The organism is Streptomyces sp. NPDC001220 (genome assembly GCF_053597895.1).
Genome location: NZ_JBSFJE010000004.1, coordinates 122,955 through 149,275, shown reverse-complemented (window position 1 = coordinate 149,275; position 26,321 = coordinate 122,955). Strand labels below are relative to the sequence as shown.

The following is a 26,321-nucleotide window of genomic DNA, read 5'->3' as shown; positions in this document are numbered from 1 at the left end:
TTGACAGGGTCATTGCGGCGGTGCAGTGTTCGGCAACGTTGTCATACGCCCTGGCAACGTTGTCATCACCTGGTGTCCCCGGCAGTGCCGTTCTTCGAACTCCCCCGATCGGAGCGCTCGTCCATGTCGGATCAGTCAACCTCGCCCTCCCGTCGTGCCGTTCTGTCCGCCGGCACCACTCTGCTGGCCGGCTTCGGGCTCGGTGCCGGCCCGCTCGCCACCGCCGCCACGGCGGGATCCGGACAGCCGCACCCGGCTGCCTCACGAGGCGAACTCGCCGCCTACCGGCCGGTGTCGGTGTCCTCCACCGACTACGCGCCCACGCCCGCGGAGTTCGCCGTGGACGGGCTCGACACCGTCGGCGTCCGGGGCACCGGATGGCGGGCCGCGGCGGGCGATCCGCAGTGGATCTCCGTCGACCTCCAGGCGCAGTGCCGGGTGGAGTCGCTCCGGCTCGTCTTCGAGGCGACCGCGGACGATCCGCCGTTCACCGAGTCACCGAGCGGCAGCCCCCGGGACAACACCACCGGGCAGGAGATCCTGTCGAGCTGCGCGGTCGGCTTCGTCGTCGAGACCTCCACCGACCACCGGTCCTGGACCACGGTGTACCGCACCGATTCCGGCACCGGCGGGATCATGGAGATCGCCCTGGCCGAGCCCGCCACCGCGCGCTGGGTACGCATGACGGTCCACAAGCGCTCCAACAGCAACCCGCTGGGCCTCAACGGCCTCCAGGTGTACGGCACCTGCCGCACCGCGCGCCCCGAGGTGACCGGCTGGACGGACTGGGAGACCCACCGCCGCACCCCCGAACCGCTGCGGGTCGACACGGACGGCACGGTTCCGCTGGAGTCCGGCTGGGACCTGACGACGGACGACCGGGCGGGCGGGGACGGTGCCGCGCTGTCCAGGCCGTCGGTCGACACCAGCCGCTGGCTGCCGGCCACGGTCCCCGGCACCGTGCTGGGCTCGCTGGTGGAGCAGGGCCGGCTGCCCGACCCGGTGGCCGGCTTCGGCAACCTCCACGTCCCGGAGGCGCTCTCCCGGCACTCCTGGTGGTACCGCCGCGAGTTCCGTCTCCCCAAGGGTCTGCGCACCGGCTCGGGACGTCATGTCTGGCTGGAGTTCGACGGGATCAACCACAAGGCCGAGGTCTGGCTCAACGGCGCCCGGGTCGGCGACGTCACCTCCCCCTTCGCCCGTGCCGCCCACGACGTCACCGGGCTGCTCGGCGACGGCGAGCAGGCCCTCGCCGTCCGGATCACCCCGATGCCGTTCCCCGGCAGCCCCGGGGACAAGGGCCCGGCGGGGCTGGCGTTCGTGGACGCGGGCGCGAACATGATGAACCGCAACTCGCCGACCTACCTGGCCTCTTCGGGCTGGGACTGGATGCCCGCGGTACGGGACCGGGCGGCCGGCATCTGGAACCACGTACGGCTGCGCTCCACCGGCGCGGCGGTCCTCGGCGACCCGCGGGTGGACACCGCGCTGCCCGACCTGCCCGACACCGGCACGGCGGAGCTGACCGTGGTGGTCCCGGTGCGCAACGCCGGCACCGGCGCCACGCGGATCACCGTCGCGGCGGCCTTCGGGAAGGTGCGGGTGACACGGACGGTCACCGTGGCCGAAGGCGAGAGCACCGACGTCGTCTTCACCCCGGCCGAGTACTCCCAACTCCGCCTGAAGAACCCTGAGTTGTGGTGGCCCAACGGCTACGGCGAACCGACCCTGCACCGGCTGACGCTGACCGCCTCCCTGGACGGCGTGGAGAGCGACCGGCGCACCACCCGCTTCGGGATACGCCAGTTCGGCTACGCGTACGAGGTGCCGCTGACCTTCCAGACGGGCAGCGACGCGTACGCGCAGACCGTGGACTTCACCCGGCGCACGGCACGGTACGTGCGCGTCCTGTGCCGCACCCGCGCGACGGAGTGGGGCTCGTCCATGTGGAGCCTGGCCGTGCTGGACAGCTCCGTGCCGACGAACGACCTGGCCCTGCACCGGGAGGCCACCGCCTCCTCCGTCGACGATCCCGGGAACGCACCGGGCAACGCCACCGACGGGGACGCCGGCACCCGTTGGTCCTCGGCCTTCGAGGACGACCAGTGGATCCAGGTCGACCTGGGGTCCCAGGTCGCCTTCGACCGCGTCGTCGTCACCTGGGAGCGGGCGTACGCCGGGACGTACACCGTCCAGGCCTCCGCCGACGGCACCGAGTGGACCGATGTGCGCAGCGTCGACAACACGGCGGTCCCGCTCCCGTTCCGGACGTCCGGCGCCGCGAGCCTGCAGACCGTCGAGCTGACCGCGGCGACGGCCCGGTACGTGCGGGTGTTCTGCCGTACCCGGGCGACCAGTTGGGGCTCGTCGCTGTGGAGCCTGTCCGTCGTGGACAGCGGTGCGCCGGGCACCGACCTCGCCCTGCGCAAGGAGGCCACCGCCTCCTCCGAGAGCGACGGGACCCGGGCCGCCCAGGCGGTGGACGGGAATCCCGACACCCGCTGGTCCTCGGCCTATGAGGACGACCAGTGGATCCAGGTCGACCTGGGCTCGCCGGTGCGGTTCGACCGGGTGCTGCTGCTGTGGGAGCAGGCCTATGCGAGGACGTTCACGATCCAGGTCTCCGACAACGGCTCCGACTGGAAGGACGTCGAGTCCGTCGACAACTCCACCGTGCCGCTGAAGATCAGCGTCAACGGCGTCCGGGTGTTCTGCCGCGGCGGCAACTGGGGCTGGGACGAGTTGCTGCGGCGGATGCCCGCCACCCGCATGGACGCGGCCGTGCGCATGCACCGCGACATGAACTTCACCATGATCCGCAACTGGGTGGGCTGCTCCGACCGCGAGGAGTTCTACGCCGCCTGCGACGAACACGGTCTGCTCGTGTGGAACGACTTCCCCAACGCCTGGGGCATGGACCCGCCGGACCACAAGCTCTTCCTCGACATGGCCCAGGACACCGTACGGCGCTACCGCATCCACCCGAGCGTGGCCGTGTGGTGCGGCGCCAACGAGGGCAACCCGCCCGGCCCGGTGGACGACGGCATGCGGGCCGCGGTCCGGGCGGAGGCGCCGGCCGTCCTCTACCAGAACAACTCGGCGGCCGGGATCGTCTCCGGTGGCGGCCCCTACGGCTGGGTCGAGCCGGAGCGCTACTACTCCGCCGCGACCTACGGCGGCGGGACCTTCGGGTTCCACACGGAGATCGGCATGCCGGTCGTGCCCGCCGCGGAGACGATGCGCAACCTCGTCGGCGACGAGCCGGAGTGGCCCGTCGGCGGCGCCTGGTACTACCACGACTGGAGCACCAAGGGGAACCAGGCCCCGCAGAACTACCGGGCCGCCATCGAGTCACGGCTGGGCGCGGCGACGGACCTGGACGACTTCTGCGGCAAGGCGCAGTTCGTCAACTACGAGAACTTCCGCGCCATGTTCGAGGCCTGGAACGACCGGCTCTGGGACGACGCGAGCGGACTGATGCTGTGGATGTCGCATCCCGCCTGGTACAGCACGGTGTGGCAGACCTACGACTACGACTTCGACGTCAACGGCGCCTACTACGGTGCCCGCAAGGCCGCCGAGCCCGTCCATGTGCAGGCAGGTCCCGTCGACGGCAGAGTACTCGCCGTCAACCACACCGCGCGGCCGATCAGCGGCGCGACGGTCGTGGCGCGCCGGTACGACCTCTCCGGCCACCAGATCGCCCCCGAGCAGCGCGCGACCGTCGACCTCGCGCCGTCCGCCGCCACGACCGCGTTCACCGCCGGCGACGATGACGGGCTGCCGGACCTCCACCTGCTGCGTCTGCGTCTCACGGACGCGCGGAACACGCTCCTCTCGGAGAACACCTACTGGCGCTACCGCGCTCCGGAGGCCATGCGGGCCCTGAACCGGCTGCACCGGACGCGGGTCTCGGTCGACATCACCGGCACGGACCGGGATGCGAGGAAACAGCGGCACACGGTCACCGCCCGATTGACCAACCGCGGTTCGTCCGTCGCGGCCATGCTCCGCGTCTCGCTCCGCGACGCCCGCTCCGGACACCGGGTCCTGCCCACGCTCTACAGCGACAACTACCTGTGGCTGCTGCCCGGCGAATCACGGACGGTCACCGCCTCCTGGCCGGCCGACGTGCCGCTCTCACAGCCGAGCGTGCGCGTCGAGGGTCACAACGTGCCCCGGTCCACGGCACCGTAGCCACCGGGGCCCTCGCCTCAGCCGGTGCGGGCCACGACGGCGCCGATGGTCTCGGGCCAGAGCCGGGGCGGGCGGTCGTGGCCCGTGCCGGGCGCACGGAAGGCCTCCCTCAGCCCTCTGCACTCGAGCAGAACGCTTCTGACCAGGGAAGACGTCAAAGTGCTGCTGGAGTACTAGTGCCAGCAGGTGGATTCGTTGTCGTCGTTGTTTCCGTCCGGTGTGGTGCCGATCGACACCTCGTAGGCGATTCCCGTGCCCACTTCGGGTGCGGGCGAGTACGCGCCGGTACGGAAGTCGACGGTGAGCAGCAGGTGTCGGCCCTTCTCGGTCCTGGTCCAGCAGGCGCCCTCCACTTCGGGGGCCGTGGCCGCGGGGTCCGGGTCTTGCTCGAACCGCCGGCCGGCCGCGGCGGCTGCCTTGGTGTAGTGGTCGATGACCTCCGAGTTGTCGCCTGCGAAGGCGTAGATGTGGTCGGCGTGCAGCCAGGACTGTCCGCTGCTGTCGTCGTCGCAGGCGGTGGTTATGCCCAGGTCGGGGTAGTTGGAGGGTGCCTTGGCGTGGGCGGGTGCCGCGTCGAGCAGCGGCTGTGCCGCCAGGCGCTCGAGTTCGTCCTTCGTGCCGTCGCAGCTCTCGCCGCCGATGACGGAACAGGCGCCGAGGAAGGCGGTGGGTAGGAGGAGTGCGGCAGCCCGCGAGGTCAGCGCCTGTCCGCCGACGGTCACGTCCCGGCGGCCACCGGGGTCCAGGCGTCGGCGTCACCGCGCCGCCAGTCGAAGGACACACCCCTTGGTCTCGGTGGACGTGGCCATCTTCTGGTTCCACGCGGGCTGGTTGGGAGAGGCCCACCGGGAGGACGTCGACGCCTTGCCCGCGTCCCACACGTCCCAGGAGTGCGGGTTGCAGTCGGTGTTGCCGGAGTGGAAGTTCCACAGCGACAGCTTGGCGTTCGACACGAGCGAGTCGCTGATGGGCGCGGTGTTCCAGGTGATGAAGGACCGCGCGATCCGCGGGGTGCCGTCGGCGTTCGTCGTGCCGGGGTTGCCCAGGTCCAGCTCGACGTCACTGGACCAGTCGACGGTCTCACCCTGCTGGACGTAGGTGTCGAAGACGCTCGACACCCGGTCATTGGTCGGTGCACGAGGTCCAGGTCCGTCCGACGGACCGCGCAGCGCAAGCGTCGGCAAAATCAAAGGCCGGTTTCGGATGACTCCGAAACCGGCCCTGACCTGCGACTGTCTCCAGTCGGGACGACAGGATTTGAACCTGCGACCCCTTGACCCCCAGTCAAGTGCGCTACCAAGCTGCGCCACGTCCCGGTGCGCTCACTCGCGGTGAACCGCGTGATCACGCGGACAGCACTTTACCCCACGTCCCCGGGCGGACCGAAAGAGGGCGCCAGGACGGGGGACAATCGGTCGTATGGGCCGTATGGGAGACGCCGGAGCAGGGGCACGGGACCGGGACGCCGAGGGGCGGGCACGCAGCGCTCGGCCGCGGGACGGGCTGGGGCGGCCGCTGCCGTACGGCGCGCCGGGCGTCGAGCGGCAGGCCGAGGGGGTCGTACGGACCCCGGCCGAGACGGTCGCCGAGGCGCAGGCGCTGCTCGACGCCGGGAAGCCCTTCCACGCGCACGAGGTGTTCGAGGACGCCTGGAAGTCGGGGCCGGAGGAGGAGCGGACGCTGTGGCGGGGGCTGGCCCAACTGGCCGTGGGGCTCACGCACGCGGCCCGGGGGAACGTGACCGGCGGGGCGCGGCTGCTGCGGCGCGGCGCGGGCGCGGTCGAGGAGTGGGCGGGCGGCAGCGGGGTCCGGCGGCCGCACGGGATGGAGCTCGACGGGCTCGCCGCGTGGGCGCGCGAGCTGGCCGGGCGGGTGGAGAGCGGCGCCGGGAGGGTCGAGGCCGGGGTCGAGGCACCGCGGCTGCGCGGCACCCGGTAGCACCGGGGTGACCCGCTGTCAGTGGGATGCGGCAGACTCGGGGCGTGCGAAAGATTCATGTCATCGGTATCGGCGCGGGCGACCCCGACCAGCTCACCCTCCAGGCGGTCCGGGCGCTGCAGAGCACGGACGTGTTCTTCCTCCTCGACAAGGGCGAGGTCAAGAGCGACCTCACCCGGCTGCGCCGGGACATGCTCGACACGCACATACCGGACGGCGGCTACCGGCTGGTCGAGGCGCGGGACCCGGACCGGGACCGGGGTGCGAGCGGCGGGGCGTACTCGCCGGCCGTCGGGGACTGGCGCAGCGCCCGCGCGGACATCTACGAGCGGCTGATCCGCGAGGAGCTCGGCGCCGGGCAGACCGGCGCCTTCCTGGTGTGGGGCGATTCCTCGTTGTACGACAGCACGCTGGCGATCCTCGAAGAGGTGCTGGCCCGCGGCGCGGTGGCGTTCGAGTACGACGTGGTGCCGGGGATCAGCAGTGTCTCGGCGCTGGTGGCCCGGCACCGCACCGGGCTGAACCGGGTGGCCCGGCCGGTGCAGATCACCACCGGCCGGCGGCTCGCCGAGGGGCTCCCGGACGGCGTGGACGACGTGGTCGTGATGCTCGACGCGCACCAGGCCTTCCGGCAGTACGCGGACCAGGACATCGACATCTACTGGGGCGCCTACATCGGCACCCCCGACGAGATCCTGGTCTCCGGTCCGATCGCCGAGGCCGGTCCGCGCATCGAACGGCTGCGGTCCGAGGCGCGGGAGCGCAAGGGATGGATCATGGACACCTATCTGCTGCGCCGCCACCCGGAGGTTCCGAAGGAGGGCTGAGCGGTACGCCCTCGGCCGGCGACGGCCCACACGGCCACGGTCACCTCCGAGGTCCCGGTCGGGGTCGGTGGGTTTCGCCCGCGGCCGGACCCGGGACCCGGCGGTAACGCCGGGCCGGGCCCCGGACTCGGGCCCCGCCGTCACGCCGGGCCGAGCCCCAGCCGGTCCAGTGCGGCCGCGACGTCGGGCACCGCCTTCACCCCCGCCGGCAGCGGTGGCCGCCGTACGACGACCACCGGCAGGGCCAGCTCGCGTGCCGCCGTGAGCTTGGCGGCCGTCGCCGCTCCCCCGCTGTCCTTCGTGACCAGGACGTCGATCAGGTTCTCGCGCAGCAGCGCGGTCTCGTCGGCCACCGTGAACGGCCCGCGGGCCAGCAGCACTTCGGTGTGCGGGGGCACCGGGGGCTCGGGGGGCTCCACCGAGCGCACGACGAAGTGCCGGCCGGTCAGGTGGGCGAAGGCGGACAGGCCCAGCCGTCCGGTGGTCAGGAGGACCCTTGGGCCGAAGCGCGGCAGCAGGTCGGCGGCGGCGGGCAGGGACGCGACCGGGTGCCAGCGGTCCCCGGGGCCGGGGCGCCAGCCCGGGCGGCGCAGGACGAGGGCCGCGACACCGGTCCGGGCCGCGGCCACGGCCGCGTTCGCGGTGATCGTCTCGGCGAAGGGGTGGGTGGCGTCCACGAGGGCGTCCACGCGTTGTTCGCGCAGCCAGTCGGCGAGGCCTTCCGCCCCGCCGAAGCCTCCGATCCGCACCTCGCCGGGCAGCGCGCCCGGTCGGGAGACGCGCCCCGCCAAGGAGGTCGTGACACGGACACCGGGGCGCGCGGCGAGCGCGGCGGCCAGTTCGCGGGCCTCGGTGGTGCCGCCGAGGATGAGGACGTGCGCGGACATGGGGCGAGCGTACGGGGCCCGCCGGCGGGGCCGGGACGCGGGACGGCCGCCCGGCGCGGGGCCGGGCGGCCGTCGTGGGAAGCGACTCCCGTCAGCCCTGGCGGGCCTTGAAGCGGGGGTCCTTCTTGTTGATCACGTAGACCACGCCGCGCCGGCGGACCACCTGGGCGCCGGGCTTGGCCTTCAGTGAACGCAGGGAATTGCGTACCTTCATGGGTCTGCTCTCCTCGTGTGGGTCGCCGGGCCGGTTCAGCCGCGGGCGGCGGCGGTACGGCCGTAGCGGCGCTCGAAGCGCTCCACCCGGCCGGCGCTGTCCAGGACCCTGGTCCTGCCGGTGTAGAAGGGGTGCGACGCGGACGAGACCTCGACGTCGATCACCGGGTACGTGTTGCCGTCCTCCCACTCGACCGTCCGGGACGAGTCGGCGGTGGAACGGGTCAGGAACGCGACGTCCGCGGCCCGGTCACGGAAGACGACGAGCCGGGAGTCGGGATGGATGCGGGACTTCATGGGGTTTCCTTCCTGGGGCCTCGCTCCGGTGGTGGTTCCGGAGGGTTCGGGCCCGGTCGTTCTCGGCGGTTCAGCGCTCTTCGCGGAAGTCCACGTGCGCGCCGGCCACCGGGTCGTACTTGCGCAGGACCAGCCGGTCGGGGTCGTTGCGGCGGTTCTTGCGGGTCACATAGGTGACTCCGGTCCCGGCCGTCGACCTCAGCCTGACGACGGGACGCGCGGTACTGCGTGCCATGAGGTTCTCCCTTCGCCCACACCCGGGATCACTGATCCGAGCATGTCAATCACGATGGCTGTAACAACGACTCCCCCGGTCGCATTCCCGGGTGCCGGACGGGCTAGCGCAGGAGCAGCTGGAGGCCGCCGACGATCGTCGCCGCGATGACCAGCTGCTCGAACAACCGCTGGTTGATCCGGTTCACCGCCCACTTGCCGAACAGCGCGCCGGGCACGACGAAGACCACGAGCGCGGCGTCGAGCAGCAGTGAACGGCCGTCGATCAGCCCGAGACCGGCGCTGAAGGGGACCTTGGTGACGTTCACGATCAGGAAGAAGAACGCCGAGGTGCCCAGGAAGCCGAGCTTGCGGAAGCCCGCCGACAGCAGGTACATCGACATCACCGGGCCGCCCGCGTTGGCGACCATCGTGGTGAAGCCGCCGAGGACGCCGTACGAACCGGCCTTCACCCGGCCCGCCCGGGTGGTGACCGCGTCCGGGTCGTCGGGGCGGTCGGCCCTGCGGCGCCGCCACAGGGTGACACCGGCCATCAGCAGCAGGATCGCGCCGATCGAGGTCCGTACGATCTGGTCGTCGGCCCACACCAGGAACAGCGTGCCGATCACCACGCCGGCCGCGACCGCGGGGAACAGCCGCCACAGCGTGGGCCAGTGGGCGTGCCTGCGGTAGGTGGCGACGGCCAGTACGTCGCCCGCGATCAGGATCGGGAGCAGGACGCCGGTGGAGGCGCGGGCCGGGAGGATCGCGGCGAAGACGGCGAGGCTGACGGTGTTGGCCCCGCTGACGGCGGTCTTGGAGAAGCCGACGAGCAGCGCGGCGAGGGCCAGGGCGGCGAACTCCCAGCCGGATATGTGCCAGAGGGTCATGGTGTTCATGCGGGGACCGATGTTATGTCCGGACAAGCCGATCCGGTAGGGGCCGTCCCACCGACCGACCTGCGGGCCCGCGGCCCTCTGAGCGGTCGACCGACCTGCGGGCTCGTGGTTCTTGCGCGGTCGACCGACCCGCGGGCCCACAGCCCTCTGAGCGGTCGACCGACCCGCGGGCCCACAGCCCTCTGAGCGGTGCGGACCGCCGCGGCACGAAGGCCCCTCCCGTTTGCGCCTGCCCGGCACGGGCACCCGATCGGCGACCACAGCACGACGAAGGGAATCGCACGCATGACCGTGGTGAAGAGCACGCTGGCCGAAGGAGCGCTCCGGGTCACCGGGACCGCCCTCCAGGAGACCCTGGTGGATCTGCTCGGGCTGTCGCTGATCGGGAAGCAGGCGCACTGGAACATCGTGGGGCCCCGGTTCCGTTCGATCCATCTGCAGCTCGACGAGGTGGTCGCCACCGCGCGCACCTACTCCGACACCGTCGCGGAGCGTGCCGCCGCGCTGGGCGTGGCGCCGGACGGCCGCCCGGAGACGATCGCCGCGGCCTTCTCGCTGCCCGGCACGAAGGACGGCTGGCTCCGGGACGACGAGGTCGTCGACCTGATGGTGCGGACGCTGGAGGCGGCGATCGGGCGGCTGCGCGAGCGGATCGCCGCGACCGACGAGGCCGACCCGGTCACCCAGGACCTGCTGATCTCCGTCACCGCCGACCTGGAGAAGCAGCGCTGGATGTTCGCGGCCGAGAACAACTGATATCCGGGAGGGCTCACCTGGGCCCTTCCGGCACGTCCGTTTCGAGCGCCGCCGCCCGCAGGGCCGCCGCCACGCGGGTGACCGCCTCCGTCGGCGGGTGGGGCAGCCGGGCCAGCAGCTGGCGCCGCTGTTCCTGAGGTCCGCCGCGCACCGGCAGGATCCGTACGCCCGGCGGCGCGGCGGCGGCGAGGGCGGCCGGTACGGTGGTCAACCCGCAGCCGGCCGCGACGAGATGGAGTTTGGCGAGCCAGTCACGGGCGGTGTGGACGATCTCGGGCCGCTCGTCAAGCCCGGGCCACACCCCCATCAGCCGGTCCTCGCCGGCCGCGGGGCCGGCGATCCAGCGCTGTCCGCGCAGGTCGGCCACATCGACGAAGTCGCCGCGGGCCAGCGGGTGGGCGGACGGCAGCGCGAGGCACAGGGCGCGTTCGGTGAGGGTCTGGAGCGCCAGCGGCGGTGACTCCGCGTCCGGCGCCCGGAACGGCGGCGCCGACGCGATCAGCGCGAGGTCCAGGCTCCCGGCGCGCAGGGCCCGGACGAGCGACGGGGTGGTGCCCTCGCGGCCGGTGACCAGCAGTCCGGGGTCGGTCCGGCGGAGCGTGGTCAGGGCCCGGGGCACCAGGACGGCACCCGCGGTGGGGTACCAGCCCAGCCGGACCACCGTCCCGGCCCCTTCGGGCAGGCCGGAGAGCTCCCGCGCGGTCGCCTCGATCTCGTCGAGGACGACGGTCGCGCGCCGCATGACGACCCGTCCGGCCGGGGTGAGCCGCACTCCGTCGCGCCGTCGCTCCAGCAGCTCCGCGCCCGCCGCCCGCTCGATCGCGGCGATCTGCCGGGAGACCGCGGACTGGGTGTAGCCGAGCGCGGCGGCGGCCGCGGTGAAGGTGCCCTGTTCGGCGACGGCACGGAAGACCCGCAGCGCGGTGAGTGACACATCGTTGAAGTCCATGACGTTTACGCATACCAGCCGTGCCGAACTTTCGTTGGACTCATGGAGCCGGCGTTCCTAGCGTGATGGGCATGAAGACTTCCCGTATCGCCCTGGTGACCGGCGCCAACCAAGGCCTCGGCCGCGCCCTCGTCGAAGGCCTCGCCGCCGGGCTGGCCCCGGACGACCTGGTCCTGCTCACCGGCCGCGACCGGCGGCGCGTGACGGAGGCGGCCGTCGAGGTCGCCCGGCTGCCCGGTACCCGCGCCCGGGTCGAGGGCCGCGTCCTGGACGTCACCGACACCGACGCCATCGCCCGCCTCGCCGGCGAACTCCGCGCCCGCCACGGCGGCGTGGACATCGTCGTCTCCAACGCGGTCGCCCGCGTGCTGCCCGACGAGTCGCAGTCGGAGCGGGCCGACGAGTTCATCGACGTCTCCAACACCGCCACCCACGCCCTCCTGCGCTCCTTCGGTCCCGTCCTGCGCCCGGGCGGCCGGCTGCTGGTCGTCGCCAGTTCGCTCGGCACGCTCGGTCATCTCGACCCCCGGCTGCACCACCTCTTCGACGGCGCGAGCCTCGACCAGGTCGAGTACGCCGTGGAGTCCTGGCGCAGCGCCGTCCACCAGCACACCGCCGCCGAGGCGGGCTGGCCCGTGTGGCTGAACGTGCCCTCGAAGGTCGCCCAGGTCGCCGCCGTCCGCGCCCTCGCCGCCGAACGCCGGGAGCAGGACCTGGCCTCCGGCACGCTGATCGCCTCGGTCTGCCCCGGCATGGTCGACACCGCCACCTCCCGCCCCTGGTTCAGCGACTACAGCCAGGCCCAGTCCCCCGCCGACGCCGCCCGCGCCGTCCTCGACCTGGTCTTCGCCGACCGCGTCGACCCCGCCCTGTACGGCGAGCTGGTCCGCTTCGGCAAGCCCCTGCCCTGGCACGACGGCACACCCCCGGTGGAGCAGGACCGCCTGGTCAAGCCGTGAGTGTCGAGCCGTGCACATCGAGCACAGCGCCGTCCGGCAGCACACGGCAAGGAGTTCCGCCATGACCGCCGTCAGCACCCCCTTCGACCGCCACACGGGCGGCCGCGGGAGCGGGCGGGTCCCGGCGGAACTGATCAAGACCGCCGAACAGGGCGCCACGACCTCGGTCCTGCTGGCCACTTCGCCCCTGCTCGAAGGCGTCGGCGGCCGGTACTTCGACGACTGCAACGAGAGTGAGGTCGTCGACCGCCGTGCCGGCAGGCTCCACGGCGTCGCCCGCTACGCCGTCGCCCCGGACAACGGCCGCCGGCTGTGGGACCTGTCGGAGGAACTCCTCGCCGGCTGACCCCGGCCCGGGGCGAGATCACCGTCCGGGTCCGGCGCGACGGCCGCGCCTCGGCCTGCTCAGAGGCCCAGGACCCGGGCGACGGTGCGCAGCACGCCGTTGTCGTTGTTGGACGGGGCGAGGTGGCGGGCCCGGCCGATGACGTCCGGGTGGGCGTTGGCCATGGCGAAGGACCACTCGGCGGCGTCGAGCATCTCCAGGTCGTTGAGGTAGTCGCCGAAGACCATGGTCTGGGCCGGGGTGATGCCCAGCTCGCGCTGGAGGCCGCGCAGGGCGGTGCCCTTGTTGGCGGTGCGGTTCATCACATCGACCCAGTGCTCTCCGGAGACCACGACCTGGTGGGTGCCGGCGAAGCCGGCCAGCGCCGGGGCGGTGGTGCGCTCGGCCGGCCCGAAGTCGAAGAGCGCGACCTTGATCACGTCGTCGTCGACGGCCGTGAGGTCGTCGACGACCCGGTGCTCGACGTAGTAGCGGCGGACCTCGGCGAGAAACGCCTCGTCCGTGCGCTCCACGTACGCGGACCGCTTGCCGCAGACCACGGCGCCCACGTCGACGCCGTCCGCGACCAGGCGCCGTACGGTCCGGGCGAGGCCGGCGGCGACGGCCGGGTCCAGGACGTCCGAGCTGAGCTCGACGCCGTCGCGCACCACGTAGGTGCCGTTCTCCGCGATGAAGACCATGCCGTCGGCGACGTCGGCGAACTGGCGGGCCAGGGTGGCGTACTGGCGGCCGCTCGCCGGGCTGAACAGCACGCCGCGGCGGCGCAGTTCGGCCAGCATCGGCCAGAGTCCCCCGGGGATGCGCTTCTCGTCGTCGAGGAGGGTGCCGTCCATGTCGGTGACGACGAGGCGGATGTCGGCGGGGCCGGCCGGGAGGCCGGGCGTGGTGAGGAGGGACGCGGGCGTGACGGGCATGTCCTGCTTCCGGTGGGAGACGGCATTCGCACTCCAGTGTCCCTCACGCGGCCGACGGGACCGGAAACGGCCGTGGGGATCCCCGGGACAGCGCGGTCACCGAACGGCACATCACCGGCGGGCTCGAGGTGCCGGCGCCGGGTCCGGTGCCCTGCTCGCGGTGGCGCGCCGGGGCCGACTCCCCGGCGCCGGTGCCGCAGTTCGGCGCGGTCGCCGTGAAACCCTGACCGGGACGTGTGCATCCGAGCCCGTCGAGGAGGAGGACGTCGTATGCCACCCCTTGTCGACCCCGTGCCCGGCGGGCGCCCCGGTGATCTCGCCCGGGCGCATGCCCTCGCCCATGAGCTGTCCGCGCAGGGGGTGCGGGCGATCGTGCTGTCCTATGTGGACACCGCCGGGATCTGCCGGGTGAAGACGGTCCCCTGGCAGCGGCTCCAGCAGGCGGTGGCGTGGGGCGTCGGCATGTCCCCGGTGTTCGACACCTTCCTGGCGAACGACGCGATCGTGCGCACCGACGTCCTCGGCTCGCCCGACGGCGATCTGCGCCTCTACCCGGACCTGGACCGTCTGGTGGTGCTGGCCGCACAGTCCGGCTGGGCCTGGGCCCCCGTCGACCGGATCACCCAGGAGGGGCACCGGCACCCGGGGTGCAGCCGCACGTTCCTGCGCCGGACCGTCGCGGACGCCGAGGACCGGCTCGGCCTCACCTTCAAGGCGGGCGTCGAGATCGAGTGGGCGCTCGGCCGGGCCGCCGCCCCGGCCGACGAGTTCGCCCCGGCGGCCCAGGGCCCGGCGTACGGCGCCGCCCGGCAGATCGAGCTGAGCGACTACGCGTCCGACCTGCTCGCGGCTCTGGACGCGCAGCAGGTGCCGGTCGCCCAGTTCCACCCCGAGTACGCCCCCGGCCAGTTCGAGCTCTCCACCGAGGCGCTGGATCCGGTGGCCGCGGCCGACCAGAGCGTGCTGGTACGGCAGACCATCCGCGCGGTCTCGCAGCGGCACGGCCTGCGGGCCTCCTTCTCCCCGGCCGTCACCGAGCGCGGCGTCGGCAACGGCGGCCACCTCCACCTCTCCGTCTGGCGCCACGGGGTCAATCTGCACGCCGGGGGCGCGGGCCGGTACGGCATGACGGGCGAGGCCGAGTCCTTCGTGGCCGGGCTGCTGGCCCATCTGCCCGCGCTGACGGCGGTGATCGCGCCGAGCCCGGCCAGCTATCTGCGGCTCAAGCCCTCCCAGTGGGCGGGGGCGTTCACGGCCTGGGGCCGGGAGACCCGGGAGACCGGCGTCCGGGTCATCACCGGCACCACCGGCCGCCAGAGCCAGGACGCCAACCTGGAGGTCAAGCCGGCGGACCTGGCCGCCAACCCGTATCTCGCCCTCGGCTGCGTCATCGCCGCGGGACTCGACGGGTTCGTCTCGGGCGCGGCCCTCCCCGAGGAGGTCGTCGACGACCCGGCCCGGCTGATCCCGGACGAGGCGGTGGCCCGGGGCGTACGACGGCTGCCGGCCTCGCTGACGCAGGCCGTGGACGCGTTCCGCGAGGACAAGGTGGTGCGCATGGCCCTCGGCCCGGTCCTCGCGGACGCGGTGGTCGCCGTACGCGAAGGCGAGACGGCGGCCGTCGCCGGGCTCGACGACGCCGGGGTGGCGGCGGCCTACCGCTGGAAGTACTGATGGCGGGAGCGGTCCGGGAGGCTCTCGACGCGCTCCCCCTCGTCGACCACCACTGCCACGGCGCGGTCATCGCCGACCTCGGCCCGGCGGAGTTCGAGTCGCTGCTCACCGAGGGCACGGTCCGGCCGGGCGTGTCACCGTTCGACAGTCCGGTCGGGGTGGCCGTACGACGGCACTGCGCGCCCCTGCTCGGCCTGGAGCGGCACGCGCCCGCCGCCGACTACCTGGCGCGCCGGGCGGAACTGGGCTGGCGGGAGGTCAACCGCCGGTTCCTCAGGGCCGCGCACGCGGACACGTTCTGCGTGGACACCGGCTACGCCCCGCACCCGGTCACCTCGCCGGCCGATCTGGCGGAGGCGTCCGGCGCCGCCGCCTACGAGGTGGTCCGGCTGGAGAGCATCGCCGAGGCGGTGGCCGGGCGGGGCATCGACGCCGGCGAGTACGCGGCCGCGTTCCGCGCGGCGGCCGAGGAGGCGGTACGGCGGCCGGGGGTGGTCGCGGTCAAGTCGGTCGCCGCCTACCGCACCGGCTTCGACCTGGATCCGGCGCGGCCGACGTACGCCGAGGTGACCCGGGCGGCCGCGCTGTGGTTCGCGCGCGGCGGCAGGCTCACGGACCCGGTGCTGATGCGGCATCTGCTGTGGACCGCCGTCGCCCTCGGGCTGCCGCTCCAACTCCACGCCGGTTTCGGGGACTCGGACCTGCGGCTGCACCTCGCGGACCCGGCTTTGCTCACCGACTGGCTGCGGCTGACCGCCGGGACCGTTCCGGTGCTGCTGCTGCACTGCTGGCCGTTCCAGCGCCAAGCCGCCTATCTGGCGACCGTGTTCGAGCATGTGCACCTCGACGTCGGGCTCGCGCTGCACTATGTGGGGCCGGCCCGGGCGGGCGCGGTGCTGGCGGAGGCGATGGAGATCACTCCGTTCCGCAAACTGCTGTACAGCTCGGACGCTTATGGTGTGGCTGAGTTCCACCATCTCGGTGCGCTGTCCTTCCGGCAGGGACTGGCCGGAGTGCTCCAGGAGCGGGTGGACGCCGACGAACTGAGCACCGCCGACGCAGTGAGGATCGCCGCCTGGACAGGACGCGACAACGCCCGTCGCCTCTACGGACTTCCCGTATCGGACCCCGGCCGCGACTGAGCGCGTGCCCCACCCGGAAAGTATGATCAAGCAATGTCTGACATGACCGAAACCACGCCTGGTTGGCTGTCCTCCGACGAGCTGGAGATGGCTCGCGCCCGCATGCCGATCCTGTACGTGGAGGCCGTGCCCGTACGCGTGGACGACAGCGGCGAAGTCACCAGCATCGGGCTGCTGCTCCGCATCGGCCCGGACGGAACGGTCAGCCGGACCCTCGTCTCCGGCCGTGTCCTGCACCACGAGCGGGTCCGCGACGCCCTGTTGCGCCACCTGGAGAAGGATCTCGGCCCGGTCGCGCTGCCCCGGGTGCCGGCCTCCCTGCAGCCGTTCACGGTGGCCGAGTACTTCCCGACGCTGGGCGTCACGCCGTACCACGACCCGCGTCAGCACGCGGTGTCGCTGGCCTACATCGTGCCGGTGACCGGGGACTGCCGGCCCCGTCAGGACGCCCTGGACCTGGTGTGGTTCAGCCCGCGGGAGGCGGTCTCCGAGGCCGTGCAGAGCGAGATGCCCGGCGGTCACGGCGTACTGCTGAAGCAGGCCCTGGCGCACGTGGGGTGCGTGGCCTGAGTCGGCCGGGGTGCCGCCGACGCCGCCCGGCCGAGCTGTTTCGCCGAGGCGGCGGGCGCCCCGGCGCCGGTGCGGTGCGGCGGCCGCCGGGGAGCCGGGCCGGTCGGCTAGCTCTTCCGCAGGGCCGCGCGAAGGGCGTCGTCGATGGCGGGCTGCCGGAAGGTGAAGCCCGCCTTCAGCAGACCCGCGGGCACCGCGCGGCAGCTGCCGGTGACCCCCACGGAGAACTCTCCGAGAACGGCCTTCAGCGCGAAGGAGGGGACGGCGGCGAGGGTGGGCCGGTGCAGGATCCGGCCCGTCGCACGGGTGATCTCTCGGTTCGTCAGTGGTTCGGGGGCCGTGAAGTTGAGCGGTCCGGCGATGTCCTCGTGGTCGATCACGTGACGCAGCGCGGCGATGTGGTCGGGCAGGGAGATGAAGGGCCAGAACTGGTCGCCGGAGCCGAGCCGGCCGCCGAGGCCGAGCCGGAAGAGCGGGAACAGCTTGCCCCAGGCACCGCCGTCGGCGGAGACCACGAGACCGGTACGCGGGTGGACGACCCGGACGCCGGCCCGCTCGGCCGGCGCGGCGGCTGCCTCCCAGCCCACGCAGACGGAGGCCAGGAAGTCGCTCCCGGCCGGGTCGGCCTCAGTGACGACGCGGTCGCCGGTGTCGCCGTAGTAGCCGGTGGCCGAGGCCGAGACCAGGACCCGGGGCGGCTCGGCGGCCTCGGCGCAGGCCTCGGCGACGGTGCGCGTCCCCTGGAGGCGGCTGAGCCGGATCTGCTGCTTGTACGTCTCGGTCCAGCGCCGGTCGCCGATCCCGGCTCCGGCCAGGTGCACCACGGCGTCGACGCCGTCCAGCACGGCCGGGTCCAGCCGGGTTCCGGGCTCCCAGGACGTTGATTCGCTGCCGTCGGCGGGCCGTGGCGCGCTCCGGCCGCGGGTCAGACGCAGCACGCGGTGGCCGTCGGCGAGGAGGGAACGGGTGAGGGCGGAACCGATGAGTCCGGTGGACCCGGTGATCGCGACGCGCATGACGTTCTCCGATGAGCGAATGTTTGAGACTTCAAACTCTCGCTCGCCAGAGTACTCCGGCCGGACGCCGGAAGAGCGCGGGATACCGGCCGGGCCGATCCTGGAAGGGCCGACCAGCGAGGAGGGCCGAGATGGAGTACCTGGTCACGATGACCACCCGGGTGCCGGACGGTACGACGGAGCGGGAGGTGGCCGAGGTCCGGACGCGGGAGGCCGCGCACAGCCGCGAACTCGCCGCGCAGGGGCGGCTGCTGCGCCTGTGGCGGCCGCCGCTGGGACCGGGTGAATGGCGCTCGATCGGTCTGTTCGACGACGAGGACCCGGACGCGCTGGAGCGTACGCTCGCCGCGATGCCGTTGCGCGTCTGGCGGACCGACGAGCCCACCGAGCTCGGCCCGCACCCCGCCGATCCGGGCCGTGACGCGGTCCCGGTCGCGGCGGACGGCGAGGAGTACCTGGTCACGTTCGCCGCGGAGGGACCGTCCGGAACGGGCTCCGACAGCCCGGCGGGGTCGAAGCAGGCAGGTGACGTGGCCGCCGAGGGCCGGCTGATCCGCCTGTGGACGCTGCCGGGACGGGGCCGCGCCATCGGTCTGTGGCAGGCGCCCGGGGCCGACCGGCCGCGGGAGATCCCGCACTCCCTCCCGGTGGCCGGCTGGCGCGTCGTCGACACGGTGCCGCTGACCCGCCACCCGAGCGACCCGGCGCAGGTGACGTGAGCGGCTCCCGCCTCCGACGCAGGTCGCGGCCCCCGTCCGAAACGGGGGCCGCGACGGTCTCAGCGCTCGGGGCGGACCGGTGTCAGGACCTGCCCCTGGTGACGAGCCACTTGCCGCCGACCCAGTTGCCGACCGTCTCGTAGCCGGAGCGGAAGGAACCGAGCCAGTCGAGCTTCAGGCCTGCCTCGGCGGTGGATCTGACGGGGGTGTAGCTGCTCGCGTCGGCGGCCGAGCCGCCCGTGGTGTTCTTGGCGTAGTACGGGAAGGGGTAGACCGGACGGGACGCGGTGGTGTTGCCGCCGCTGTCGACCGACCGGGTCGTCAGGCTGTCCGGGGCGTCGCCCCGGGTGACCCAGTCGGTGATCGCGGTCAGTGCGTCGAAGGTGTCCGGGCCCTGGCCGCCGCCGCAGTGCGCGACACCGGGGAGCAGGAACAGCCGCGCGAAGCTCTTGGTGGCCGCTTCGCCGCCCATGACCTTCTCGACCGCCTGGTAGTAGGCCATGGTTCCGACCGAGGGGATGTGCTGGTCGCCCAGTCCGTGCCAGAGGATCAGCTTGCCGCCGGCCTTCTTGAACGCCCTGAGGTCGGGGTCGGTGGCGTCGTACATGCCCTCGTTGGGTCGCATGACCTTCTTGTAGTAGGCGGCCGTGAACTTGATGTCCTTGTACGTCAGGGCCGGCTGCGGGCTGTCGAAGACCTGGTAGCGCAGGGTCTCGCGGACGAAACCGATGTCACCGGAGGCGCCGGTGGCGGTGGCCGGGGTGATGATCCCGGCCCAGTTCAGTTCGGAGCCGCGCAGTTGGTAGCCCGGGTAGAGCAGCTTGCCGTGCTCGTCGGTCGGTCCGGCGTAGATCCGGCGCAGGGTGGTCACCTGGTCGGCGGTCAGGCAGTAGGCGTCGGACGTCGAGGTCCGGCCGGCCTCGCACTGGATGGTGCCCGGGTCCCAGGTGCAGCTCAGCGGGTCCGCGATGATCCCGTCGGCGGGGGCGCCGCACCCCTTCAGCACGGCCTTGTGCAGGTCGGCGAGGTCGGCGTTGGTGATGGTCGCCGGGCCGCCGTCGAGGTAGACGGACTGGGCGGTCCAGGCGTGCGAGAAGGTGTTCAGCGCGGTGAAGTTGTTGGCCGGGGCGCCGGCGATGATGCCGTCGAAGTCGGTCGGGTAGCGCTGGGCCTCGGTGAGGGCCTGGTGGCCGCCCTGGGAGCAGCCGTCGAAGTAGGAGTGGGTGGCCGCCTGCCCGTAGTACTTCTCGATGACGGCCTTGGACGCCTGGACCAGCTCGTGGTCGGACTTGTAGCCGAAGTCGGCGCGCAGCGTCGGGTCGCTGGAGAAGAGGCCGCCGCCCTGGTAGTGGCCCTCGTCGCTGGAGGCGACGGCGAAGGCGCCGGTGGTCAGGGGGACGCAGCCGGCCGAGGCGGGCGCGTTGGTCACGTTGGTGTTGCCGCACAGGCCACCGCAGCCGACCTGGAGGTAGTCGCCCTGCCAGCCGGTCTCGGGCAGCTTGATCTCGAAGTGGATCTGCGGGGCGATCACGCCCTTCACGTCACAGGCGGCCCAGTTGCCGAGCGTGTTGCCGCTCGCGGCCAGTTCGGTGGCCGACGTGATCTCGAAGGGGACGCCGGGGACGGCGCTCGCCAGGTCCAGCCGGGCTGTCCCGGAGCAGGACATGGCCGGCGCGATACCGGAGGAGGTGCCGCTGGTCGTCGTGGCGTTCGCCGACGTCGAGTCGGCGGCGTGCGCGTTGCCGGTCGCACCGTAGGCGAGCGCGAGGCTCGCGCCGGTCACGAGCGCCACGGTGGCGGCGAGGGTGGCCAGGAAGGCCGCCGACTTCGCCCTGCACCATCTCGACAGCTGGGGCATGCTCGAATCTCCGTTCGGTCGCCGGATCGGGAAGCGTGCGGGACACCACGGCACCGGCGAGGGACCGGGGCCCCGCTCCACCTCGGCAATGGCCGTACGGCGCAGGAACGTAGCCTTCCGGCAAACTCGGCGCAATACCTGTCGACCAGATTGTTGACGATTTCGTTCAGACTTTTTCGTGGATATGCGGTCGCCCGCGAACGCGGGGCGCCTCGCGGATCTCGCCGGTGAGACGCGGCGACGGCAACGCCAGGGGTCCGAGTGCCGTCCAGGGGCCGGCCGGGTCGCCGGCCGGGCAGAAGATCCGGGCCGTGGCGTGGGAGGGCGACGCCGAGATGACCCCGGCTGGTTTCGTGGCGCCGATGAAGATTCGTGGCGTCGATGAAGGGGAGCCGCGGCAGGAGCCGGTCGCACCCTGGCGTTTGCACGCCGGGTGCGGTCCACGCGAAAAAGGGCCCTCACAGGCTTCCGCCTGCGACGACCCTTCGCACCGTCGGGACGACAGGATTTGAACCTGCGACCCCTTGACCCCCAGTCAAGTGCGCTACCAAGCTGCGCCACGTCCCGGTGCCGTCTGACCTGGGATTTCCCCGGTCGAAACGCGCAAGGAAACAATACCGCACTCGGGCAGGTGGTCGCGCACGGCTTTTGTCCGGGCCGGGTGACGACCCGACCTGGAGACCACAGCCGTACACGCCGGGCTGGTGGGTCTCAGTCCGGGTCCGGCAACCCCACCTCCGGGTAGGCGTCCAGGAGTCGGGGCGGGGCCGCCTGTCTCCAGGAGTCGGCGAGGATGTCGTGCAGCTCGGCCTCACCCTCCAGGGCGGCGAGCCGCACCCGGACCCAGGCGAACTGGGCCTCGTGACCGGCGATCCAGAACTTGTCCGGCTCGGCGAGCACCAGTTCGTCGCGCTCCTCCTTGGGGCAGCGCACGGCGATGGAGGTCTCGTCCTCGGGCAGCGTGGCGAACATCTTCCCGGCGACCCGGAACGTGGGCATGTTCCAGGCGGTCTTCTCGCTGGTGTCCGGCAGGGACAGCGCGACACGGCGTACGTCTTCGGCTTCCGGCATGCCCAGCACCGTAGCCCCTGCCACTGACAGTCAGCTGGTCAGAGCTCCGACGTGCTTGTAGTAGAGGTCCCACACCCGCAGCCGCAGCCGCAGCCGCAGCCAGTCGCCGGTGTCCAGGAGGTGCTCGACCTCCTGCGCGGTCACCGCGAGGCTCCCGTCGAGCACCCCGAGATGCTGCTCGAGGCCGAGTACCGGCGGGCGGTCGTAGGCGATGTCCGCGCCCGCCGCGAGCCGGCCCTCACGAGTTCACCACGCAGCCCGCCGTGCGGCGGCGACACGGACCGCCGGACGAAAAGCGGCGGCGCGATCCTCCCAGACCTGCTGTGCGGCGGCGCGCAGCGCCGGCGCCGGTGGCCGTGTTCGGCCCGCAGTTCGGAAGGCTCACAGCCGGGCCGCCTCGCCCAGTGCCTCCAGCACCGGGCGGATCAGCGGATGGCCCTCCGCTCCGCGTCGTACGGCGGCGAAGACGCGGCGGGTCGGGGCGATGCCGTCGACGGGACGTACGACCACGCCGGTCAGGTCCATGCCGCGCAGCGCCGAGCGGGGCACCAGGGCCACACCCGCGTCGGCCGAGGCCAGGGCCACCACCGCCCGGAAGTCGTCGGAGGAGTGTTCGAGACGGGGCTGGAAGCCGGCGCTCTCGCAGGCCAGGACGACCACGTCATGGCAGGGGTTGCCGGGGTAGGGGCCGATCCAGGCGTCCTTGGCCAGCTCGGCGAGGGGGACCTCGTCGGCCCCGGCCAGGCGGTGGTGGAGCGGGACGACCGCGTCGAAGGGCTCGGCGTACAGCGAGACATGGGTGAGCCGGGGGTCGTCGGCGGACGGCGCCCCTCGGTACTCGACGGCGACGGCGACGTCGACCTGCCGGTCCAGGACCATCGGCAGGCTGGCGTCGCCCTCGGCGTCCTGGACGCGGATGCGTATGCCGGGGGCGGTGCGGGCGAGGCGGGCCACGGCCGGGGCGACCACCTGGGCGATGCCGGTGGCGAAGGCCGCGACGGTGACCGTGCCGGCCTCGCCCGAGCCGTAGGCGGCCAGTTCGGCCTCGGCCCGCTCCAGCTGGGCGAGGACCGCGTTGGTGTGGCCGAGCAGGATCTCACCGGCCGGGGTGAGCCGTACGCCCTTGGCGCTGCGCTCGACCAGGCGGTGACCGGTCTCCTGCTCGAGCGCCGCCAGCTGCTGCGAGACGGCCGACGGGGTCAGATACAGCGCGGCGGCAGCCGCCGTCACGGTGCGGTGGTCGGCCACCGCACGGAGGATGTGGAGCCGCCGCGCCTCGATCATGGCTCGATTATTGCAATATGTCCGGGGTGCTCAGGCCGCCAGTTCCGCCCGGGCCGCGACGAAGGCGTCCACCGCGCGGTTGACGTCCTCCGTCGAGTGGGCCGCGGACAGCTGCACCCGGATCCGGGCCTGCCCCTGCGGCACCACCGGGTACGAGAAGCCGATCACGTACACGCCCCGCTCCAGGAGCAGCTCGGCCATCCGGGCGGCGCGCGCCGCGTCGCCGATCATCACCGGGGCGATGGCGTGGTCGCCGGGGAGGATGTCGAAGCCCTCCTCGGTCATCCGGCGGCGGAACAGCGCGGTGTTCTCGGCGAGCCGGACCCGCAGGTCGTCCGCGGACTCCAGCAGGTCGAGGACCTTCAGCGAGGCCGCCGCGATCACCGGGGCGAGGGTGTTGGAGAACAGGTAGGGACGCGAGCGCTGGCGGAGCAGGGCGACGATCTCGGCGCGGGCCGCGACGTAGCCGCCGGAGGCGCCGCCGAGGGCCTTGCCGAGGGTGCCGGTGATGATGTCGACGCGGTCCATCACACCGTGCAGCTCGGGGGTGCCGCGGCCGGACGGGCCGACGAAGCCGACCGCGTGCGAGTCGTCGACCATGACCATCGCGTCGTAGCGGTCGGCGAGGTCGCAGATCTCGCGCAGCGGCGCCACATAGCCGTCCATGGAGAAGACGCCGTCGGTGACGACCAGTCGGCGCCGGGCGCCCTGCGCCTCCTTCAGCTGGCGTTCCAGGTCGGCCAGATCGCGGTTGGCGTAGCGGAGGCGGCGGGCCTTGGAGAGGCGGATGCCGTCGATGATCGAGGCGTGGTTGAGGGCGTCGGAGATCACCGCGTCCTCCTCGCCGAGGAGGGTCTCGAAGACACCGCCGTTGGCGTCGAAGCAGGAGGAGTAGAGGATCGTGTCCTCCTGGCCGAGGAAGCCGGCGAGGCGTGCCTCCAGCTCCTTGTGGACCTCCTGGGTGCCGCAGATGAAGCGGACGGAGGCCATGCCGTAGCCCCAGCGGTCCAGGGCCTCGTGGGCGGCGGCGATCACCTCGGGATGGTCGGCGAGACCGAGGTAGTTGTTGGCGCAGAAGTTGAGGACCTCGCCGGGGCGGCCGCCCGCGGTCACGTTGACGGTCGCGGACTGCGGGCTGCCGATGACCCGCTCGGGCTTGTGCAGGCCGGCGGCGCGGATCTCGTCGAGGGTGGCGCGCAGGTCGTCGCGCACGGAGTCGAACATCATCAGTCCTTGGTTGTCGTCAGAGGGTCCAGTCGAGGATGACCTTGCCGCCACGCCCGCTGGCGGCGTCGGCGAAGGCCGCCTCGAAGTCGCGGTACCCGTAGCGGCCGGTGATCACGGGGGCGAGGTCGAGTCCACCCTCCAGGAGCACGGACATCGCGTACCAGGTCTCGAACATCTCGCGGCCGTAGATGCCCTTGATGGTGATCATCGAGGTGACGATCCGGGCCCAGTCGACGGGGAAGTCCTGGGCGGGCAGGCCGAGCATGGCGATGCGGCCGCCGTGCGTCATGTTGGCGATCATGTCCTGGAGCGCCTCGGCGCGGCCGGACATCTCCAGGCCGATGTCGAACCCCTCGCGCAGCCCCAGCTCCCGCTGTCCGTCGGCGATCCGGGCCTGCGACACGTTCAGGGCGAGACTCACGCCGATCTTGCGGGCGAGGTCGAGGCGCTCCTCGCTGACGTCGGTGATCACGACGTTGCGGGCGCCGGCGTGCCGGGCCACGGCGGCGGCCATGAGACCGATCGGCCCTGCGCCGGTGATCAGGACGTCCTCGCCGACGAGCGGGAAGGAGAGCGCGGTGTGCACGGCGTTGCCGAACGGGTCGAAGATCGCGGCCACGTCGAGGTCGACGGGGACGCGGTGCACCCAGACGTTGCCGGCGGGCAGCGCGACGTACTCGGCGAACGCGCCGTCGCGGCCGACGCCCAGACCGACCGTGGCCCGGCACAGGTGGCGCCGTCCGGCCAGGCAGTTGCGGCACTTGCCGCAGACGAGATGGCCCTCGCCGCTGACCCGGTCACCGGCCTTGATGTCCACGACGTCGCGGCCGGTCCCGACGACCTCGCCGACGAACTCGTGCCCGACGACCAGCGGTGTGGTGATCGCCTGCTGGGCCCAGCCGTCCCAGGCCCGGATGTGCAGGTCGGTTCCGCAGATACCGGTCCGCAGCACCTTGATCAGTACGTCACCCGGTCCGACCGCGGGTTCCGGCACGTCCGCGAGCCACAGGCCGGGCTCCGCCTTCTGCTTGACCAGTGCCTTCAACGCTACGGCTCCTGTGCGTGAGGTCCCGGCCGCGGGCACGCCGAAGCGTTCCGCGGTCGTGGAGGGGGGTGGAATCGCACAGCAATCTGCCGTATCCGGGCGCCTCGGGTCCATCGAGGATTTCTTAACCGCCGCCACAGCTCCACTTCACGCCCGCGGGACGCCGCGCGCCGGGCCTAGTCGAGGCGGGAGACCTGGTAGTGGCCGATGTACCAGTCGTCCCCCGCGCGGGTCACGAGGACCGAGAGCTTCACGTCCAGCGGGGGCCGGTCCGTGAAGGAGAACTCGACGGCCAGGTAGCCGAGGACGACGCCGTCCGCGGGCCGCCGGGTCTCCAGGACGCGGTACGCGGCCTTCATGCCGAGGGGCTGGGAGTCGTAGTAGTCGGCGACGCCCTGCCGTCCGACGCTGTAGGGGTGCAGTCCCTGGAAGACGGCGTCCTCGGTGAACTGGGCGGCGACGCGCTCGGGTTGGTGTGCGTCGACGGCCGCCTGCCACCGGTCGAGCACCCCGCTCAGGATCGCCGAGTCGCCCGTGTTCGTGGTCATGTTTACTCCTTGGCCGCTGATGTGACGAGCTGTCAGTGTCCGGCGCTCATACCGCCGTCGACGTGCAGGATCTCGCCGGTGACGAACGGCGCGTTCTCCAGGAAGAGCACCGCGTCGACGATGTCGCTCACTTCACCCATCCGGCCGACCGGGTGCAGGGCGGCGAGGTAGTCGTGGGTCTCCGCCGGGTGCATGGGCGTCTTGATGGTGCCGGGCGACACCGCGTTGACGCGGATGCCGCGGGTGGCGTACTCGACCGCCAGGGACTTGGTCGCGGACTGCAGACCGCCCTTGGTGAGGGAGGCCAGGACGGAGGGGACCCGGGCGTCCGCGCTGTCGACCAGGCTGGTGGTGACGCTGACGATGTGTCCGCCGCCCTGGGCGAGCAGGTGCGGCAGGGCCCGCTGGGTGAGGTGGAAGAAGCCGTCCATGTTGATGCCGGTCACGGCGGCGTAGTCGGCGGCCGTGTAGTCGGTGAAGGGCTTCGCGACGAAGATGCCGGCGTTGTTGACCACGGTGTCGATACGGCCGAACCGCTCGACGGCGGCGGCGACGACCCGCTCGGCGGTCGCCGGGTCGGCGATGTCGCCCCGCACGGTCAGTACGTCGGCGTCGTCGGCGGGGGCGATGGTGCGCGAGGTGGCGACGACGGCGTGGCCGAGCTTGCGGTAGCCGTCGACGAGGGCGGCGCCGATGCCCTGCGAGGCGCCGGTGACGATCGCGACCTTCTGGTTCTGCTTGCTCATGGTGACCTTCTTCGTAATGGCTGACC

At 72.5% G+C, this 26,321-nt stretch carries 26 protein-coding genes, 2 tRNA genes and 3 pseudogenes; 11 read left to right on the top strand and 20 right to left on the bottom strand.

What is annotated here, in order from left to right:
- Positions 1-123 precede the first annotated feature (123 nt).
- Positions 124-4,197, top strand: a complete 4,074-nt coding sequence (locus ACWDGI_RS11385) for a discoidin domain-containing protein (protein WP_450757735.1) — start codon at positions 124-126, stop codon at positions 4,195-4,197.
- A 173-nt stretch (positions 4,198-4,370) separates the two neighbouring features.
- On the opposite strand, the gene ACWDGI_RS11380 is transcribed toward ACWDGI_RS11385, so the two are convergent.
- The 3 genes from ACWDGI_RS11380 to ACWDGI_RS11370 all read right to left on the bottom strand — a co-directional run bounded on the left by ACWDGI_RS11380 (position 4,371) and on the right by ACWDGI_RS11370 (position 5,513).
- Complete coding sequence (locus ACWDGI_RS11380; RefSeq protein WP_450757734.1) at positions 4,371-4,919, bottom strand: hypothetical protein; 549 nt, start codon at positions 4,917-4,919, stop codon at positions 4,371-4,373.
- A 33-nt stretch (positions 4,920-4,952) separates the two neighbouring features.
- Positions 4,953-5,315 carry a hypothetical protein gene (locus ACWDGI_RS11375; RefSeq protein ID WP_450757733.1) on the bottom strand — a complete coding sequence of 121 codons (363 nt, stop codon included), beginning with the start codon at positions 5,313-5,315 and terminating at the stop codon, positions 4,953-4,955.
- A 124-nt stretch (positions 5,316-5,439) separates the two neighbouring features.
- Positions 5,440-5,513: transfer RNA gene (locus ACWDGI_RS11370), tRNA-Pro, on the bottom strand.
- 103 nt (positions 5,514-5,616) lie between these two features.
- Between ACWDGI_RS11370 and ACWDGI_RS11365 the strand changes: the two genes are divergently transcribed.
- Together ACWDGI_RS11365 and cobF are read left to right on the top strand one after the other, a co-directional pair.
- The gene (locus ACWDGI_RS11365) at positions 5,617-6,135 is read left to right on the top strand and encodes a DUF309 domain-containing protein (RefSeq protein WP_450757731.1); all 519 of its coding nucleotides are present in this window, start codon (positions 5,617-5,619) and stop codon (positions 6,133-6,135) included.
- A gap of 44 nt (positions 6,136-6,179) precedes the next feature.
- Positions 6,180-6,962: a precorrin-6A synthase (deacetylating) gene (gene cobF / locus ACWDGI_RS11360; RefSeq protein WP_450757729.1), complete on the top strand. Its 783-nt coding sequence runs from the start codon at positions 6,180-6,182 to the stop codon at positions 6,960-6,962.
- Between the two features lie 140 nt (positions 6,963-7,102).
- On the opposite strand, the gene ACWDGI_RS11355 is transcribed toward cobF, so the two are convergent.
- The 5 genes from ACWDGI_RS11355 to ACWDGI_RS11335 all read right to left on the bottom strand — a co-directional run bounded on the left by ACWDGI_RS11355 (position 7,103) and on the right by ACWDGI_RS11335 (position 9,471).
- On the bottom strand, positions 7,103-7,849 hold the full coding sequence (locus tag ACWDGI_RS11355; RefSeq protein WP_450757727.1) for a cobalt-precorrin-6A reductase: 747 nt from the start codon (positions 7,847-7,849) through the stop codon (positions 7,103-7,105).
- 91 nt (positions 7,850-7,940) lie between these two features.
- Positions 7,941-8,063 carry a type B 50S ribosomal protein L36 gene (gene ykgO, locus ACWDGI_RS11350; RefSeq protein WP_093497747.1) on the bottom strand — a complete coding sequence of 41 codons (123 nt, stop codon included), beginning with the start codon at positions 8,061-8,063 and terminating at the stop codon, positions 7,941-7,943.
- A gap of 35 nt (positions 8,064-8,098) precedes the next feature.
- On the bottom strand, positions 8,099-8,359 hold the full coding sequence (locus ACWDGI_RS11345; RefSeq protein ID WP_450757725.1) for a type B 50S ribosomal protein L31: 261 nt from the start codon (positions 8,357-8,359) through the stop codon (positions 8,099-8,101).
- 70 nt (positions 8,360-8,429) lie between these two features.
- Positions 8,430-8,594, bottom strand: a complete 165-nt coding sequence (rpmG, locus tag ACWDGI_RS11340) for a 50S ribosomal protein L33 (RefSeq protein ID WP_362560808.1) — start codon at positions 8,592-8,594, stop codon at positions 8,430-8,432.
- Positions 8,595-8,697: 103 nt separating this feature from the next.
- The gene (locus ACWDGI_RS11335; RefSeq protein WP_450757723.1) at positions 8,698-9,471 is read right to left on the bottom strand and encodes a sulfite exporter TauE/SafE family protein; all 774 of its coding nucleotides are present in this window, start codon (positions 9,469-9,471) and stop codon (positions 8,698-8,700) included.
- A gap of 285 nt (positions 9,472-9,756) precedes the next feature.
- On the opposite strand from ACWDGI_RS11335, the gene ACWDGI_RS11330 reads away from it, so the two are divergent.
- Positions 9,757-10,227 carry a Dps family protein gene (locus ACWDGI_RS11330; RefSeq protein WP_450757721.1) on the top strand — a complete coding sequence of 157 codons (471 nt, stop codon included), beginning with the start codon at positions 9,757-9,759 and terminating at the stop codon, positions 10,225-10,227.
- A gap of 13 nt (positions 10,228-10,240) precedes the next feature.
- Here the strand turns inward: ACWDGI_RS11330 and ACWDGI_RS11325 are convergent, their stop codons facing one another.
- Positions 10,241-11,176 carry a LysR family transcriptional regulator gene (locus tag ACWDGI_RS11325; RefSeq protein ID WP_450757719.1) on the bottom strand — a complete coding sequence of 312 codons (936 nt, stop codon included), beginning with the start codon at positions 11,174-11,176 and terminating at the stop codon, positions 10,241-10,243.
- Positions 11,177-11,247: 71 nt separating this feature from the next.
- On the opposite strand from ACWDGI_RS11325, the gene ACWDGI_RS11320 reads away from it, so the two are divergent.
- Positions 11,248-12,135, top strand: a complete 888-nt coding sequence (locus ACWDGI_RS11320; RefSeq protein WP_450757717.1) for an SDR family NAD(P)-dependent oxidoreductase — start codon at positions 11,248-11,250, stop codon at positions 12,133-12,135.
- Between the two features lie 82 nt (positions 12,136-12,217).
- Positions 12,218-12,481 (top strand): annotated as a pseudogene (locus ACWDGI_RS11315) (SDR family NAD(P)-dependent oxidoreductase); the annotation flags it as partial.
- Positions 12,482-12,540: 59 nt separating this feature from the next.
- On the opposite strand, the gene ACWDGI_RS11310 reads toward ACWDGI_RS11315, so the two are convergent.
- Positions 12,541-13,395 (bottom strand): Cof-type HAD-IIB family hydrolase, encoded by an 855-nt coding sequence (locus tag ACWDGI_RS11310; protein ID WP_450757716.1) that lies wholly within the window; start codon positions 13,393-13,395, stop codon positions 12,541-12,543.
- A gap of 137 nt (positions 13,396-13,532) precedes the next feature.
- Here ACWDGI_RS11310 and ACWDGI_RS11305 point away from each other — a divergent pair.
- From ACWDGI_RS11305 to ACWDGI_RS11290, 4 genes and pseudogenes are all read left to right on the top strand, one after another.
- Positions 13,533-13,622, top strand: a pseudogene (locus ACWDGI_RS11305) (SAM-dependent methyltransferase); the annotation flags it as partial.
- Positions 13,623-13,665: 43 nt separating this feature from the next.
- Complete coding sequence (locus tag ACWDGI_RS11300; RefSeq protein WP_450757714.1) at positions 13,666-15,069, top strand: glutamine synthetase; 1,404 nt, start codon at positions 13,666-13,668, stop codon at positions 15,067-15,069.
- Positions 15,069-16,211 carry an amidohydrolase family protein gene (locus tag ACWDGI_RS11295; RefSeq protein ID WP_450757712.1) on the top strand — a complete coding sequence of 381 codons (1,143 nt, stop codon included), beginning with the start codon at positions 15,069-15,071 and terminating at the stop codon, positions 16,209-16,211. Before ACWDGI_RS11300 ends, ACWDGI_RS11295 begins: the two co-directional genes overlap by 1 nt.
- A gap of 42 nt (positions 16,212-16,253) precedes the next feature.
- Positions 16,254-16,781 (top strand): NUDIX hydrolase family protein, encoded by a 528-nt coding sequence (locus ACWDGI_RS11290; protein ID WP_450758464.1) that lies wholly within the window; start codon positions 16,254-16,256, stop codon positions 16,779-16,781.
- Between the two features lie 107 nt (positions 16,782-16,888).
- Here the strand turns inward: ACWDGI_RS11290 and ACWDGI_RS11285 are convergent, their stop codons facing one another.
- Complete coding sequence (locus ACWDGI_RS11285; protein WP_450757710.1) at positions 16,889-17,797, bottom strand: TIGR01777 family oxidoreductase; 909 nt, start codon at positions 17,795-17,797, stop codon at positions 16,889-16,891.
- Between the two features lie 131 nt (positions 17,798-17,928).
- On the opposite strand from ACWDGI_RS11285, the gene ACWDGI_RS11280 reads away from it, so the two are divergent.
- Positions 17,929-18,516, top strand: a complete 588-nt coding sequence (locus ACWDGI_RS11280; RefSeq protein WP_450757708.1) for a muconolactone Delta-isomerase family protein — start codon at positions 17,929-17,931, stop codon at positions 18,514-18,516.
- Between the two features lie 82 nt (positions 18,517-18,598).
- Here ACWDGI_RS11280 and ACWDGI_RS11275 read toward each other — a convergent pair whose 3' ends face one another.
- From ACWDGI_RS11275 to ACWDGI_RS11235, 9 genes and pseudogenes are all read right to left on the bottom strand, one after another.
- A complete protein-coding gene (locus tag ACWDGI_RS11275; RefSeq protein ID WP_450757706.1) occupies positions 18,599-20,374 on the bottom strand; it encodes a tannase/feruloyl esterase family alpha/beta hydrolase in 1,776 nt (591 codons plus the stop codon).
- A 493-nt stretch (positions 20,375-20,867) separates the two neighbouring features.
- Positions 20,868-20,941 (bottom strand) — tRNA-Pro (locus tag ACWDGI_RS11270).
- 144 nt (positions 20,942-21,085) lie between these two features.
- A complete protein-coding gene (locus ACWDGI_RS11265) occupies positions 21,086-21,445 on the bottom strand; it encodes an MmcQ/YjbR family DNA-binding protein (RefSeq protein WP_450757704.1) in 360 nt (119 codons plus the stop codon).
- Between the two features lie 84 nt (positions 21,446-21,529).
- Positions 21,530-21,796: pseudogene (locus tag ACWDGI_RS11260) on the bottom strand (transcriptional regulator); the annotation flags it as partial.
- Between the two features lie 30 nt (positions 21,797-21,826).
- Positions 21,827-22,729, bottom strand: a complete 903-nt coding sequence (locus ACWDGI_RS11255; protein ID WP_450757702.1) for a LysR family transcriptional regulator — start codon at positions 22,727-22,729, stop codon at positions 21,827-21,829.
- Positions 22,730-22,759: 30 nt separating this feature from the next.
- Complete coding sequence (locus tag ACWDGI_RS11250; protein WP_450758462.1) at positions 22,760-23,953, bottom strand: glycine C-acetyltransferase; 1,194 nt, start codon at positions 23,951-23,953, stop codon at positions 22,760-22,762.
- A 19-nt stretch (positions 23,954-23,972) separates the two neighbouring features.
- On the bottom strand, positions 23,973-25,001 hold the full coding sequence (gene tdh / locus ACWDGI_RS11245) for an L-threonine 3-dehydrogenase (RefSeq protein WP_450757700.1): 1,029 nt from the start codon (positions 24,999-25,001) through the stop codon (positions 23,973-23,975).
- A 176-nt stretch (positions 25,002-25,177) separates the two neighbouring features.
- A complete protein-coding gene (locus ACWDGI_RS11240; protein ID WP_450757698.1) occupies positions 25,178-25,549 on the bottom strand; it encodes a YybH family protein in 372 nt (123 codons plus the stop codon).
- A gap of 32 nt (positions 25,550-25,581) precedes the next feature.
- On the bottom strand, positions 25,582-26,295 hold the full coding sequence (locus tag ACWDGI_RS11235) for an SDR family NAD(P)-dependent oxidoreductase (protein WP_450757696.1): 714 nt from the start codon (positions 26,293-26,295) through the stop codon (positions 25,582-25,584).
- Positions 26,296-26,321 lie beyond the last annotated feature (26 nt).